Here is a 12,626-nt window from a genome sequence, read left to right on the forward strand (position 1 = left end):
TGAGGTCCGCGAGCAGCTCGCCGGGGTCTCGGGTCGTCCCGCTCGTGAGGTCGGTCAGGGGGATGGTGAGGTGGAGGGTGGTGTCGGGGCCGCGGTCGGTGTCGTGGGTGCCGGTGTGCAGGGTGGTGGCGGTGGCGCACACGGTGGTGAGGGCTTCGACGCGGCGTTGTCCGGCGGGGCGCAGGTCGGGTTCGCCCGTCTGCTCGTTGGGGGCGGGGGCGGACAAGGGCCCGATGGCGGCTTCGAGGGTGGCGGCCTGTTCGGGGGTCATCCACAGCTGGTACTCGGTCAGGTCGCCGGACTCGATGCGGGGCGTGGAGAGGCGGGCGGCGGCGGCCAGGTGGGTGTGGAGGTCCTCGAGGGTGCCGTCTCGGCCGTGCTCGGCCAGCAGCCGGGGTCGCAGGCGGCGCATGACGGCGGGTCCGTGCTCGGCGGCCAGGGCGACGAGGCCGGTGGTCGCGGTGGGCAGGGCGGCGGGCTGCAGCAGGGGTGCGAGGCGGGTGGTCTCGCGCAGGACGGCGCACCCGGTGTGGGCCTCGATCTCACCGGTCCGCACGGCGGCCCAGACGACGCCGAGGGGGGTGTCGGGGTCGGGGTCTCGGCGGTGGGTGGGGGTGTCGCCGGCGGCGACGTCGACCACGAGCCGGGCGAGGGCGGCGGCGCCGGACTGGCGCAGGGAGGGGGCGTGCTGCCGGATCCAGGCGTGGGTGGCGGACCCGGCGGCCTCACCGCGTCGCACGGCCTCGAGCGCGACCACGACCCGCCCGGCAGACGCCCGGGCGGCGACCTCGTCGAGGAGCTCCATCAGCGCCCCGAGGTCGTTCCCGCAGGCGCCGGCCAGCACCTCGTCGAGCCCGGTCAGGGCGTCGCGGGCAGCCTCGAGCCGCGCGCGGCGTTCCTCGAGTTCGGCTGTCCCCGTTGACATGTGACCATCCTGGCACCGGCCACCGACAGCAGGGATGGCCACGAGAGCTCACCGGCTCACCCTGTGGACGACCAGTGTCGTCGGGTCTGACTGTGGAAAACCCCTGCCCTGCAGCCGCGACCGAGGACGCCTGGCCTAGGACAGCAGCCCGCGCTTCGTCGCCTCGTAGACCGCCTCGGCCCGCCCGGACACCTCGAGCTTGCGCAGGATGTTGCCGACATGGAACTTCGCGGTCGTCTCCGAGATGTACAGACGCTTGCCGATCTCCTTGTTGGACAGGCCTCGTGCCAGGAGCTGGAGCACCTCGTCCTCGCGCGCTGACAGGGTCGGGGCGGCCGGCTGCGGCGGTGCCTGCATCCCGCGCACCATCGCCGCCGCGGACCGGGCGTCGAACGCCGACTCGCCCTTGCTCACGTCGTGGATCGCGCGGACGAGCGCCGCGGTGTCGACGTCCTTGACGACGTAGCCGCGTGCACCCGCGCGTACCGCCTCGAGGACCAGCTGCTCGTCGAGGAACGTCGTCAGCACGAGGACGGCGACGCTCGGGTGCCCGGCGCTGATGGCCTGCGCGAGCTCGAGGCCCTCGGTGTCGCTCGACGACGACAGCTTGAGGTCGAGGAGGACCACGCGCGGGGTCACGCGCTCGAGGACGGCCAGCGCCTCGCCGCGCGAGGAGGCCTCCGCGACGACGGTGATGTCGGGCTCGCGCTCGAGGACGGACCGCAGTCCCTGCCGGACGATCGCGTGGTCGTCGACGAGCATGACGCCGATGGTCTCGCGGTCGGCGGGGGTGTCTCGGACGTCGGCGGTGCTCAGCACGGCGTGGCCTCCTCGGCGGTCGGGGGAACGAGCCCGGCGGGGACCCGGACGACGGGCAGCGGGACGCGGAAGGTGAGGCGGACGCCGCCCAGCCGCGAGCGACGGAAGGCCAGCGTCCCGCCCAGCCCCCGGACGCGGGAGTCCATGTTGGCCAGCCCCTGGTGCCGGCCGTCGCGCACCGTCCGGCGCTCGAGCTGGAGCATCCGGCGCAGCGCCGCGGGCTCGCCGTCGCCGTCGTCGGACACCGACACGACGAGGGCGTCGGGCATCCACCGCACCCGCAGCACCGCCCGCCGCGCCCCGGCGTGGGTGACGACGTTGAACAGGGCCTCGCCGACGACCCGGGCGACCTCGTGGTGCACGTCGTGCCCGAGCGCGGTCGTGCGCCCCGCGACCCGCACCTGGATGTCGAGCATCGGGCGATGGTGGTGCACGACCTCGCGCAGGAGGTCCTCGAGCGACGCGACCGAGTCGGTGTGCGGCCGGGTCAGGGCGAAGATCGCGGTGCGCAGCTGCTCGACCGCCGTCTGCGTCAACGACTTCGCGGTCTGCAGCTGGGCCCCGACGTCGGACGCGCCGAGCGCCTCCGCCTCCCCGCGCGCGACCTCGACGGCCATCCCCGCCGAGAGCACGTACTGCGTCACGCTGTCGTGCAGCTCGCGCGCGATGCGGTGCCGCTCGGCGTCGACGAGCTCGCGCTGCTCGGCGACGGCGAGCCGGTGCTCCGCCGCCTCGAGCTCGGCCGTTCGCGTCGCGAGGTCGCGCGCCTGTGCGCGCGCCTCCTCGTGCAGCCGCTGCGCACGCCGATGCAGCGACAGGCCGGCCTGGTACTGCTCGCTCGTGTGCAGCGAGACCGCCGCCTGGTTGGCGAGGATGCGCAGCACGGCGAGATCCTCCGGCTCGGGCTCTTCGAGAAGGCCGTGGCGCGCGGCGAGCCCGCCGACGCGGCGCCCCTCGAGGTACATCGGGACGCGGACCCAGACGTCGGTGCGCGCCGACGGCCCGGCGTAGCCCGAGCGCACCGCCGACAGCTCGAGGCGCACGGCCTCGGGCACCTCGGTCGGGTCGCCGACGCTGCGGCGGTCCGGGCCGATGACGACGAAGCGGGGCCGCGCGCGTTCGAGGTGGCTGTCGGCGAGGGCGAGCACCGCCCAGTCGGCGTCGAGGTGGTCGGCCGCGGCCCGTGCCACCTCCTCGAGCAGCCCGCGCGGACCCTCGACGGTGCGGACGACGGCCCGCGAGATGGTGTCCATGGCGCGCACGGCGCGCTGCGTGCGCTCGGTGGAGCGCACGTACGCCGGGTAGTAGGAGTTCTTGCCGGACCGCACCCCGGTCAGGCGCGAGAGGTCGGTCGCGCCCTCGGTCACAGCGCCGCCCGGAAGATGCGCTCGATGTCGGCCGCGTCCGTGGGGCGCGGGTTGGTCGTCAGGCAGGCGTCCTCGAGCGAGTTCTGCGACAGCGTGACGAGGTGCTCCTCGGTGATGCCGAGCGAGCGCAGCGACCGTGGCACCCCGACCTCGTCGGCCATGACGCGTACCTTCACCGCGAGGGCCTCGGCGGCCTCGGCCGGCGGCATCCCGTCGACGGCCAGGCCGGCGGAGCGCGCGAGCGGCACGAAGCGGTCGGGGGAGGACTCGGCGTTGTACCGGATGACGTGAGGCAGGAGGATGCCGTTGATGACGCCGTGCGGGGCGTCGAGCAGCCCGCCGACCTGGTGGCTCATCGCGTGCGTCGCGCCGAGGATCGCGTTGGTGAAGGCGAGCCCGGCGGCCAGGGCCGCCTCGGCCATCCCGGTGCGGGCCTCGGGGTCGTCGGGGACTCGCATCGTCTGCACGAGGTGCTGGTTGACGAGGCCGACCGCGTTGAGCGCGTGGACGTCGGCGAGCGCGTTGTGCGCCCGCGACACGAAGGCCTCGATGCCGTGGGTCAGCGCGTCGAGACCGGTCGCCGCGTTGAGCCACTCGGGCATCGTCGTCAGCAGGCGCGGGTCGGTGATGGAGATGTCGGGCACGAGCGCGCGGCCCATGATCGTCACCTTCACGTGGCGCGTGGTGTCGGTGACGATGCAGAACTGGCTGACGTCGGCGCCCGTGCCGGAGGTCGAGGGCACCATGAGCAGCGGCGGGATCTCGCGGTGCACCTGGTCGACGCCCCGGTAGTCGAGGATCGAGCCGCCGTTGCCGGCGAGCACCGCGACCCCCTTGGCGGCGTCCATCGCGGAGCCGCCGCCGAGGCCGATGATGACGTCGCAGTCGTTGGCCCGGTAGAGGTCGTGCGCGGCCGCGACCTCGACGTCGCGCGGGTTGGGCGAGACGTCGCTGCAGACGACGGGGGAGAGGCCGACCTCGCGCAGGTGGCCGAGCAGCTCGTGGGCCCACCCGGCCTCGACGATGCCCGGGTCGGTGACGACGAACGGCCGGCGCGCCCCGAGCCGGCGGGCCGCGTAGCCGGCCTCGGCGAGGGCGCCGATCCCGAAGACGATCTCCGGGGCCTGGAACTTCACGAGCGCGGACGCGTCGAGCGGCCACGTCGTGGTCGTCGTCCCGGCTCCGTTGCCGTCCAGCGCCGTCATCGCGGCCCTCCTGCACCCCTCGGGTGGCAGCAACGGTAACCCGCTCGGCCGGGACGCGCACCCGTCCGCCCGGCCCGTGGCAGGGACCGGCCACCCCCTCTCCGAACGGTCAGGTCGTGTGGCCCTCGGCCAGGGTGTCGCCCGCCGCCGACACGACTTCGAGGGTGGCGATGCCGGCCGCCGGGAGCGACGTGGCGCCGACGACGCGCACGACGTCGCGGTCGGTGGCCGACCACGTCGCGCCGGTCTCCCGGCGGCCGTCGGTGGCGTGGACGACGAGGGTGTACCGCCCGGTGCGGGGCAGGTCGGCGAGCTCGAGCGCCACCTGGGTGCCCCAGGGCCGGGACTCGAGAGAGGCCCGCCCGCTCGTGCCCGAGCCGGCGGTGGACGCCAGCGCGACGGCCGCGGTGGAGGCGGGCGGCGAGCCCGCGTCGTCCAGGCGCGCCCCGAGGACGACGCCGGCCAGGAGGGCGACCGTCGCGGCGAGGGCGCCGAGCGCGACGGCGCGTCGCCGGGCAGCACGGCGCCGCGCGGCCACGGCGCCGAGGAGCGGGGCCACCTCCCGCTCGGGGGTCGCCTCCCGCGCGGGCTCCGCCCACACGTCCTCCGGGACGCGGCGCAGGAGGCCGGCCACGGGCGTGGACGCCTCCACCTCCGCCCGGCACCCGTCGCAGGCGGCGAGGTGGGTGCCGAACCGGGCGCGGTCGGCGGCGTCGAGCCCGCCGAGCACCCAGGGCCCGAGCAGGTGCCGCAGCTCGTCGTGGTCCTCGGTCACCGGGTCACTCCCATCTCCTCGAACGCGACGCGCAGGGCACGCACCGCGTAGTGGCTCCGCGACTTCACGGTGCCCTCGGGCACCCCGAGCCGGGCGGCGGCCTGGCGCACCGACATCCCCTCGTGGAACAGCAGCCGGACGACCTCGCGGTGGGCCGGCGCCAGCCGCCGCAGCGCCTCCGCCACGAGCCAGCCGTCGACGGCCTCCTCGAGGCCGTCGTCCCCGGGCAGGGCGTCGAGGACCGAGCCGTCGTCGAGGAGCTCGGGCCGGCGGCCCGCGGAGCGCCACGCGTCCGTCGCGACGTTGCGGGCCACGGTGAGGACGTAGGCCCGCACCTCGCGCTCGTCACGCCCGGGCTCGAGGCGGCCGATGGTCCGCCACACCCGCAGGAACGTCTCCTGGAGGAGGTCGTCGGCCACCTGCGGGGAGGCCGCGCGGCGCCGCAGGTACGCGCGCACCGCCGGGGCGTGCGCGGCGTACACCGTGGCCAGCGCGGCCTCGTCCGCCGGTGGGGTCATGGGGGAGATGGTGGACCGTTCAGGGCCCGGTGACCACGAAGTCGACCGAGGCCACCTCGGACGCCAGCCCGAGCGCCCGCAAGTCGCGGGCGTCGACGTCACCGTCCCCGTCCGCGTCCGGCACGACGGCGGGTGCGTCGTCGTAGCGGCCGTCGTGGTCGAGGTCGGCGACGACCGCGGCGAGGATGGTCGAGCGGGTGCCCGTGCCGAAGGACGGGGCGCCGACGATCCACGTGTCCATGACCGACACCCGGTCGGGCCGGTTGTCGGTGAGCGCCGTGAGGTTGAACAGGCCCGCGAGGTTCTGGCCCGCCCCGGCGCCGACCGCGGTCGTCGAGTCGAGGACGACGAGCCCCGGCAGCGCCTCGTCGGCGCCCGGGGCGAAGGCGCCGGGGAACGGGGCGGTGCTCGCGTGCGCGGCGGGGCCGGTCAGCTGCGGCGTGAACGCGGACCGGGTCAGCGCGTCCCGGCCGTGCACGGTCACGCGCAGGTCGGCGGCCCAGGCGCGGCCGGCGACGCCGACGACGTCGTGCCGGGCGGGGGCGACGATCTGCACCTCGGCGCCGCGCTGCCGGTGGCCGTGGTCGCCGTCGGCGGCCGCGGGGCTCGGCGAGGCGGCGGCCACCGCGACGACGGCGGCGGTGCTCGCGATGGCGACGGTCAGGGCGGTGCGTGGTCCCACGGTGTCCTCCTCGGGTCGGCGGGTGCCTCCCGCCGTCGAGGAGAGGTACGCCGGCGGGGTCCGGTCGGTTCAGCCGGCGACCGAGGACACCGTCCCGGCGCGCTCCTGGCGCAGCGCGGGGAGGTAGCAGAGCGCACCGAGGACGCTGAAGGCCCCCGCGACGAGGATGCCGGTCGCGGTGCTCGTCGCCTCGGCGAGCGGGCCCAGGACGAGCAGGCCGAGGCTGTAGCAGCCGCCGGCCACCATCGAGTTGACCGACAGGACCGTCGTGCGGTTGGCGGCGTCGGCCTGGCGGTGCAGCAGGGCGCTGTGGACCGGCCCGGCGGTGCCGTGCAGGGTGTAGACGACGAAGAAGGCGGTGACGAGCCCCACCGGGCCGGTCATCAGGGCCATGACGACGACGAACCCGCCCTGGAGGACGCGGGAGGCGATGGCCGTCCACGTCACGCCGACCCGGCGGGCGGCGAGCGCGGCCGCGGCCGACCCCGCCGCGAACAGCCCCCAGGCCGCGGCGGACACCGGACCCATGAGCGCGCCGGCCTCGGTCTCGCCGCCGACGAGCTCGGAGAGCCGGACCGGCATGAACGTCTCGAAGGCGATCATCCCGACGCTCCAGAAGACCTCGACGAGCACGAGCGCCCGCAGGACCCCGTTGCGGCCGAGCATCCGGACGCCGGCCACGACGACACGGGGCGCCTCGCGCGCGGAGTCGAGGGCGCGGCGCACGCCACGGGCGTCGACGTGCCTGCTCGGCTCGCGCAGGAGGACGAGCGTGGCGACGAGGTTGACGACGACGAAGGCGATCGAGAGCCAGTACGCGTTCTCGAGCGCGGTGAGGGCGCGCACGGGGTGCCACGCGATGACGCCGCCGGAGACGACGGCGCCGAGCGCGATGGCGACGCCGAGCACGGTGCCGGCGCGGGCGAGGCCCTGCTCGACGGGGACGTCGGGGTCGTCGGCCTGGGCGGTGTCGACGTACCAGGACTCCAGCGGCCCGGAGTCGAGGGCGCGGAAGACGCCCTGGAGCAGGAGGGCGACGCAGAAGGCGGCGAAGGTCTGCGCGAGGACGAAGACGAGCGCCGACACGAGCGCGACGACGCTCGAGGCCACGAGGAGCGGGCGGCGACCGAGGGCGTCGGCGAAACCACCGGTCGGCAGCTCGAGCGCGAGCACGACGAAGCCCTGCATCGAGAGGATGACGCCGAGCTGCGCCAGCGACATGCCGCGCTCGAGGGCGAGCAGCGTCGTCACGCCGATGACCAGCCCGACGGGGAACCAGCGGGTGAAGGTCAGCAGCAGGAGGACGCGCAGCGCCTGCCGCGCGGTGAGCGGGGCGGTGCTCGACGCCGTCGTGCTCACCGCTGCTCGCCGCCCCGCGGGGCGCGGTCGAGGTCGACCGGGTACATGACGGCGTAGACGGCGACCCGGCGGGCCGAGGGGTTGCCCTGGCCGACGCGGCGGTAGCGCGCGACGACGTCGTCCAGCTCCTGGCGCAGGGCCCGCGCCTGGTCGGGGGTGGCGACGACCCACGAGTCGTCCATCCCCATCGCGTCGCGCCAGTCGACCGGCCACGCGGACTCGACGTCGAGCCAGCGCTCGTAGCGCTCGCCGAGGTGGCGGGAGTAGTCGCGCTGGAGCCAGCCGAGCGCGCTCTCGGCGTCGTCGTCACCGGCGAAGTCGCTCGGCTCCCACTGGTGGCTCTCGGTGGCGGCGCGCCACAGCCGGCGCTTGCCCTCGCCGTCGCCGGTGTCGGCGACGAGGCCGACCGACTCGAGCCGGCGCAGGTGGTAGGACGTCGCCCCGGAGTTGGTGCCGAGCGCCGCGGCGAGGTCGGTGGCGGTCGCCGGGCCGCCGACCCGCAGGGCCGACAGGAGGCGGCTGCGCAGCGGGTGGGCGAGGGTCTTCAGGGCCGCGGCGTCGAGCCGCAGGCCGGTCAGGTGCCCGTCGTCGGTGGGGTCGGGAGATGCCATGCGTGCACACTACCTGTGCACAGTTTGTTTGCACAAGAGTCGTGCAGAGAGGATGTGGACGGCATCGCCGCAGGTCAGGAGCCGTCCGTCGGCGATTTGGGGGAGCGGGGCACGGGTCCGTAGCATGGACGACTGGTGTGCCGTGCGCTGTCACGAGGGCCGTCGCTCCCTCGCGGGAGCACTCGGCACACGCCATCCGACCCGCAACAAGAGGACTCTCATGCGTACCTTCACCCCGAAGCCGGGCGACGTGACCCGCGCGTGGCACGTCATCGACGCCACCGACGTCGTGCTCGGCCGGCTCGCGAGCCAGGCGGCCGTGCTGCTCCGCGGCAAGCACAAGCCGACCTTCGCGCCGCACGTCGACACCGGTGACTTCGTCATCATCATCAACGCCGACAAGGTCGCCCTGACCGGCTCCAAGGCCGAGCAGAAGAAGGCCTACCGCCACTCGGGCTTCCCGGGCGGTCTGCGCTCGACCTCCTACACCGAGCTGCTCGCCAAGAGCCCGGAGAAGGCGATCGAGAAGGCCATCCGCGGCATGGTCCCCAAGACCTCCCTCGGCCGCCAGCAGCTGACCAAGCTCAAGGTCTACCGCGGCGCCGAGCACCCCCACGCTGCCCAGCAGCCCAAGCCCTTCGAGATCACCCAGGTGGCCCAGTGATGTCCGAGAACGCCCAGATCGACGAGACCGCCGGGACGGACGTCAACGACGCCCCCGTCACCGAGTACACCTCCGAGTCCGACGGCACCGTCGCGACCGAGTCGACCCGCCGCCCGAGCGCCTCGGCGCCCGGCGGTGCGACCGGCCGCCGCAAGCAGGCCGTCGCCCGCGTCCGGATCGTCCCGGGCAGCGGCGAGTGGAAGATCAACGGCCGCTCGCTCGAGCAGTACTTCCCGAACAAGGTCCACCAGCAGATCGTCAACGAGCCGCTCAAGGTCCTCGAGCTCGACGGCGCCTACGACGTCCTCGTGCGCGTCCACGGCGGTGGCCCCTCCGGCCAGGCCGGCGCCGTCCGCCTCGGTGTCGCCCGCTCGCTCAACGGGGTCGACGAGGAGCTGAACCGCCCGGCGCTCAAGAAGGCCGGCCTGCTCACCCGTGACGCCCGCGTCCCCGAGCGCAAGAAGGCGGGTCTCAAGAAGGCCCGCAAGGCGCCGCAGTACAGCAAGCGCTGACCCGCGCCCCGCGCGACGAGCCGACGGCGGCACCCCTCGTGGGTGCCGCCGTCGCCGTGTCCCGGCCCGCCACACGGTAGGTTCGGTCGCTGCCCCACCACCGAAAGGCCCCAGCATGTCCCGACTCTTCGGCACCGACGGCGTCCGCGGTCTCGCGAACCGCGACATCACCGTCGAGCTCGCGCTCGACCTGAGCATCGCCGCGGCCCACGTCCTCGGTGACGCCGACCGGCAGGCGGGGCGCCGCCCCCGCGCCGTGGTCGGCCGCGACCCCCGGGCCAGTGGCGAGTTCCTCTCCGCCGCGGTCACCGCGGGCCTGGCGTCGGCCGGTGTCGACGTGCACGACGTGGGGGTCCTGCCCACCCCGGCGGTCGCCTTCCTCACCGCCGACATGGGCGCGACCTTCGGCGTGATGCTCTCCGCGTCGCACAACCCGATGCCCGACAACGGCATCAAGTTCTTCGCCGAGGGCGGCCACAAGCTGCCCGACGCCGTCGAGGACGAGATCGCCGCCCGCATCGGCCAGGACTGGGACCGCCCGCAGGGCGCGGAGGTCGGCCGCATCCAGAGCAACCGCGCGGGCCAGGCGCGGTACATCGCGCACCTGCTGCGGACGCTGCCGAACCGCCTCGACGGCCTGACCGTCGTCATCGACGGCGCGCACGGCGCGGCGAGCGCCGTCTCGCCGGAGGTCTTCCGGCTCGCCGGCGCGGACGTCGTCGAGATCGGCACCGACCCCGACGGCCTCAACATCAACGACGGCTACGGCTCGACGCACCTCGACCGGCTGAGGGCGGCCGTCCTCGAGCGCGGGGCCGACCTCGGCATCGCCCACGACGGGGACGCCGACCGCTGCCTCGCGGTGGGCCACGACGGGCGCGAGGTCGACGGCGACCAGATCATGGCCGTCCTCGCGGTCGCCCTCAAGGAACGCGGCGTGCTGCGCGAGAACACCCTCGTCGCGACCGTCATGAGCAACCTCGGCCTCATCCAGGCGATGGAGCGCGAGGGCGTCAAGGTCCGCCAGACCGGCGTCGGCGACCGCTACGTCCTCGAGGAGATGCGCCGCTCCGGCTACTCGCTCGGCGGCGAGCAGTCCGGGCACGTCATCATGCTGGAGCACGGCACGACCGGCGACGGGGTCCTCACCGGGCTCATGCTCGCGGCGCGCGTCGTCGAGACCGGCACGCCGCTCGCCGAGCTGGCGACCGTCATGTCGCGCCTGCCGCAGGTTCTCGTCAACGTCAAGGGCGTCGACAAGTCGCGCGTCGAGAGCGACGAGGTGCTCCAGGCCGCCGTCCGTGCCGAGGAGGAGGCCCTCGCCGGCACCGGCCGCGTGCTGCTGCGCAAGTCGGGCACCGAGCCGGTCGTGCGCGTCATGGTCGAGGCAGCCACCGAGGAGCACGCCCGCGAGGTCTGCGACCGGCTCTGCGCCGTCGTCAAGGAGCGACTCTCCCTCTGACGGGAATGGCCGCGGGCGGGGTTCGGTTGGCACGAGGGACCACCCGTCGACATCGAAGGAGAGCCTCCGTGCCCCACGAGTCCGTGACCAAGAAGTTCTACAGCATCTCCGCCACCTCCACCGGCGGTCGCGACGGCCACACCAAGAGCGCCGACGGCACCGTCGACGTGAAGCTGGGCAAGCCGAGCACCTCGAACCCGGTCGCCAACCCGGAGACGCTCTTCGCGGCCGGCTACGCCGCCTGCTACAACGGCGCGCTCGCGCACGTGGCGCAGCAGGACGGCATCGACGTCACCGGCGCCGAGACGACCGCCGACGTGACCCTCGGCGAGACGGCCACCGGTGTCGGCCTGGCGGTCGAGATCGTCACCACCATCCCGGGTGTCGACGCGGAGACCGCGCAGGCGCTCGCCGACAAGGCGCACGAGTTCTGCCCCTACTCCAAGGCGACCCGCGGCAACATCGACGTCACCGTCGTCGGCAAGCCCGCCTGACGCCCCCTGCACCACCCCACCGGCCTCCTCCCGTCACGACGGGAGGAGGCCGGTGACGTGTCGGGCGATCGCGAACGCGGCGGTGGCGGCGGGCGAGGGTGCGTTGAGGACGTGCACGCAGCGGCCGGAGCGCTCGACGAGGAAGTCGTCGACGAGCGTGCCGTCGGGGCGCACCGCCTGGGCGCGGACGCCGGCGGGGGCGCGGAGCAGGTCCTCGTCGCGCAGGTCGGGGACGAGCCGGCGCAGGCTGTCGCCGAAGCGTCGGGCGTCGAGCGAGCGGGCGACCTCGTGGACGCCGGTGCGGGCGTGCCGGCGGGCCAGCCGCCACAGGCCCGGGTAGGCGAGCGTCCCGGCGAGCTCGCGGGGCCGGATGACGCCCCAGCCGTAGCCCTCGCGGGCCAGGGCGAGGACGGCGTTGGGGCCGGCGTGGACGTGGCCGTCGACCCCGCGCGTCAGGTGGACCCCGAGGAACGGGAGCTCCGGGTCGGGGACGGGGTAGACGAGGCCGCGGACGAGGTGCGCCGCCTCGGGGGCGAGCTCGCGGTACTCGCCGCGGAACGGCACGATGCGCACCGACGGCCGGTGCCCGAGCAGCTCCGCGACGAGGTCGGTCCGCAGCCCGGCGCAGCTGACCACGAGGTCGGCGGCGACCGTTCCGCGACTGGTCTCGACCACGACCTCGCGGGGCCCGTCGTGGCCGCCGACGACCTCCGTGCCGGGGCGCAGGTCGGCGCCGGCGGCGGCGAGGCGGTCGACGAGCGCCGCGCAGATGCCGGGGTAGTCGACGACCCCGGTCTCGGGGACGTGGAGCGCCGCGAGGGCGGCGACGTGCGGCTCGTGCGCGCGGGCGCCGTCGACGTCGAGGCGGGTCACGGCGAGGCCGTTGGCCAGCCCGCGGTCGTGGAGCGCGGCCAGGCGTGGCAGCTCGTCGGGGGAGGTGGCGACGACGAGCTTGCCGGTGACGGCGTGGGCGACCCCGTGCTCCCGGGCGAAGGCGAGGAGCTCGGCGCCCCCGCTGCGGCACCAGCGGGCCTTGGCGCTGCCCGGCGGGTAGTACAGGCCCGAGTGCACGACGCCGCTGTTGCGCCCGGTCTGGTGCCGCGCCCAGCCGGACTCCTTCTCCAGCACCGTGACCCGCGCCGTGGGCTCGTCCGTGACGAGCCGGTGGGCGACGGCGAGGCCGACGATCCCGCCGCCGACGACGACGACCCGGCGGCTCATCGCTCGGCTGCT

Annotated in this window: 13 protein-coding genes and 1 pseudogene; 4 read left to right on the top strand and 10 right to left on the bottom strand. The window is 75.0% G+C overall.

Annotation, left to right across the window (positions count from 1 at the left end):
• From KMZ30_RS00005 to KMZ30_RS00045, 9 genes and pseudogenes are all read right to left on the bottom strand, one after another.
• Positions 1 to 925 (bottom strand): annotated as a pseudogene (locus tag KMZ30_RS00005) (HNH endonuclease signature motif containing protein); the annotation flags it as partial.
• A gap of 135 nt (positions 926 to 1,060) precedes the next feature.
• Positions 1,061 to 1,744: a MadR family response regulator transcription factor gene (locus KMZ30_RS00010; RefSeq protein ID WP_308279834.1), complete on the bottom strand. Its 684-nt coding sequence runs from the start codon at positions 1,742 to 1,744 to the stop codon at positions 1,061 to 1,063.
• Positions 1,738 to 3,111 carry a MadS family sensor histidine kinase gene (locus KMZ30_RS00015; RefSeq protein WP_215513849.1) on the bottom strand — a complete coding sequence of 458 codons (1,374 nt, stop codon included), beginning with the start codon at positions 3,109 to 3,111 and terminating at the stop codon, positions 1,738 to 1,740. Before KMZ30_RS00015 ends, KMZ30_RS00010 begins: the two co-directional genes overlap by 7 nt.
• Complete coding sequence (locus KMZ30_RS00020; RefSeq protein WP_215513848.1) at positions 3,108 to 4,316, bottom strand: iron-containing alcohol dehydrogenase; 1,209 nt, start codon at positions 4,314 to 4,316, stop codon at positions 3,108 to 3,110. The genes KMZ30_RS00015 and KMZ30_RS00020 overlap by 4 nt, the downstream gene beginning before the upstream one ends.
• Positions 4,317 to 4,425: 109 nt before the next feature.
• On the bottom strand, positions 4,426 to 5,091 hold the full coding sequence (locus KMZ30_RS00025) for an anti-sigma factor family protein (protein WP_215513847.1): 666 nt from the start codon (positions 5,089 to 5,091) through the stop codon (positions 4,426 to 4,428).
• Positions 5,088 to 5,609, bottom strand: coding sequence for a sigma-70 family RNA polymerase sigma factor (locus KMZ30_RS00030; RefSeq protein ID WP_215513846.1), 522 nt, complete (start codon positions 5,607 to 5,609; stop codon positions 5,088 to 5,090). Before KMZ30_RS00030 ends, KMZ30_RS00025 begins: the two co-directional genes overlap by 4 nt.
• 19 nt (positions 5,610 to 5,628) lie before the next feature.
• Entirely contained in the window at positions 5,629 to 6,291 is a 663-nt protein-coding gene (locus tag KMZ30_RS00035) for a hypothetical protein (protein ID WP_215513845.1), read from the bottom strand.
• A gap of 69 nt (positions 6,292 to 6,360) precedes the next feature.
• Positions 6,361 to 7,650 (bottom strand): MFS transporter, encoded by a 1,290-nt coding sequence (locus KMZ30_RS00040; RefSeq protein WP_215513844.1) that lies wholly within the window; start codon positions 7,648 to 7,650, stop codon positions 6,361 to 6,363.
• Positions 7,647 to 8,261, bottom strand: a complete 615-nt coding sequence (locus tag KMZ30_RS00045) for an ArsR/SmtB family transcription factor (protein WP_215513843.1) — start codon at positions 8,259 to 8,261, stop codon at positions 7,647 to 7,649. Before KMZ30_RS00045 ends, KMZ30_RS00040 begins: the two co-directional genes overlap by 4 nt.
• A 220-nt stretch (positions 8,262 to 8,481) precedes the next feature.
• On the opposite strand from KMZ30_RS00045, the gene rplM reads away from it, so the two are divergent.
• From rplM to KMZ30_RS00065, 4 genes are all read left to right on the top strand, one after another.
• Entirely contained in the window at positions 8,482 to 8,925 is a 444-nt protein-coding gene (gene rplM / locus KMZ30_RS00050) for a 50S ribosomal protein L13 (RefSeq protein WP_030529484.1), read from the top strand.
• Positions 8,925 to 9,437, top strand: coding sequence for a 30S ribosomal protein S9 (gene rpsI / locus KMZ30_RS00055; RefSeq protein ID WP_030529485.1), 513 nt, complete (start codon positions 8,925 to 8,927; stop codon positions 9,435 to 9,437). Before rplM ends, rpsI begins: the two co-directional genes overlap by 1 nt.
• A gap of 115 nt (positions 9,438 to 9,552) precedes the next feature.
• On the top strand, positions 9,553 to 10,899 hold the full coding sequence (gene glmM / locus KMZ30_RS00060) for a phosphoglucosamine mutase (protein ID WP_215513842.1): 1,347 nt from the start codon (positions 9,553 to 9,555) through the stop codon (positions 10,897 to 10,899).
• A 68-nt stretch (positions 10,900 to 10,967) separates the two neighbouring features.
• Positions 10,968 to 11,393, top strand: a complete 426-nt coding sequence (locus KMZ30_RS00065; RefSeq protein WP_030529487.1) for an Ohr family peroxiredoxin — start codon at positions 10,968 to 10,970, stop codon at positions 11,391 to 11,393.
• Between the two features lie 33 nt (positions 11,394 to 11,426).
• On the opposite strand, the gene lhgD is transcribed toward KMZ30_RS00065, so the two are convergent.
• On the bottom strand, positions 11,427 to 12,614 hold the full coding sequence (gene lhgD, locus KMZ30_RS00070; RefSeq protein WP_215513840.1) for an L-2-hydroxyglutarate dehydrogenase: 1,188 nt from the start codon (positions 12,612 to 12,614) through the stop codon (positions 11,427 to 11,429).
• Positions 12,615 to 12,626 lie beyond the last annotated feature (12 nt).

This window comes from Phycicoccus mangrovi (genome assembly GCF_018729305.1).
Taxonomy (GTDB): Bacteria; Actinomycetota; Actinomycetes; order Actinomycetales; family Dermatophilaceae; genus Phycicoccus; species Phycicoccus jejuensis.

Bases quoted from the DNA above. Each gene is read 5' to 3' on its own strand.
- KMZ30_RS00045 (WP_215513843.1), bottom strand. From the start codon at position 8,261: ATGGCATCTCCCGACCCCACCGACGACGGGCACCTGACCGGCCTGCGG.
- rplM (WP_030529484.1), top strand. From the start codon at position 8,482: ATGCGTACCTTCACCCCGAAGCCGGGCGACGTGACCCGCGCGTGGCAC.
- lhgD (WP_215513840.1), bottom strand. From the start codon at position 12,614: ATGAGCCGCCGGGTCGTCGTCGTCGGCGGCGGGATCGTCGGCCTCGCC.
- rpsI (WP_030529485.1), top strand. From the start codon at position 8,925: ATGTCCGAGAACGCCCAGATCGACGAGACCGCCGGGACGGACGTCAAC.
- glmM (WP_215513842.1), top strand. From the start codon at position 9,553: ATGTCCCGACTCTTCGGCACCGACGGCGTCCGCGGTCTCGCGAACCGC.
- KMZ30_RS00020 (WP_215513848.1), bottom strand. From the start codon at position 4,316: ATGACGGCGCTGGACGGCAACGGAGCCGGGACGACGACCACGACGTGG.
- KMZ30_RS00030 (WP_215513846.1), bottom strand. From the start codon at position 5,609: ATGACCCCACCGGCGGACGAGGCCGCGCTGGCCACGGTGTACGCCGCG.